Origin of the sequence: Pseudomonas sp. 32_A, from assembly GCF_017490905.1 — a bacterium.
Classification (GTDB): Bacteria; Pseudomonadota; Gammaproteobacteria; order Pseudomonadales; family Pseudomonadaceae; genus Aquipseudomonas; species Aquipseudomonas inefficax.
In genome coordinates, this window is the sequence record NZ_JAFGYI010000159.1 from 1 (window position 1) to 538 (window position 538).

The following is a 538-nucleotide window of genomic DNA, read 5'->3' on the forward strand; positions in this document are numbered from 1 at the left end:
CTTCTCGAGAGCCGTCAGAGAGAATTCCGCGGCAACAAAAATTGCCGTTATGTTAGTAATTGCCACAAACCCAATTAATGACAGTATTTGTGTAGCGATTCCCATAACTGTGCTGGTTTTCCCTCCTAATTCGTATGTTTTTTTATTGTACTTAAATGCGTGTGTTCTAGCCCTCAGACTCGTCTCAGGTCGCTTTATTATGGCTCAATATTTCTTAGTATTTTGATAAAAGGCCGCAATTGTAGAACAATTCCTTTTCAAATGCAGGGCATCTTCAATGAAAGAGAAAGTTTTCAGTAAATGCTCGATTTTTACGCTAAAGAAGTACTCCGTGAAATTGCGGACATGGGCGGAAGTCTATGCGAAGAGGAGCCACATTTGTATTCCGTAGCAGATATTGAAGAATGTCCTCATCGTCGGTGGATAACCATTACAGATGTGATCAAGAACAAGTACCTAGAAGACTATTACCACTCAGTTGTCGACTCGAGTTCGAATAAGAACCAGGCTATTGAGGACGTATGTAGCCACATGATCC

The 538-nt window shown here is 41.1% G+C and carries 1 protein-coding gene; it reads left to right on the plus strand.

All coding sequences use genetic code 11. The features are described from left to right. Positions 1-300: 300 nt before the first annotated feature. The coding region (locus tag J5M58_RS26070) for a hypothetical protein (protein ID WP_207880214.1) at positions 301-538 on the plus strand (238 nt) is incomplete at its 3' end.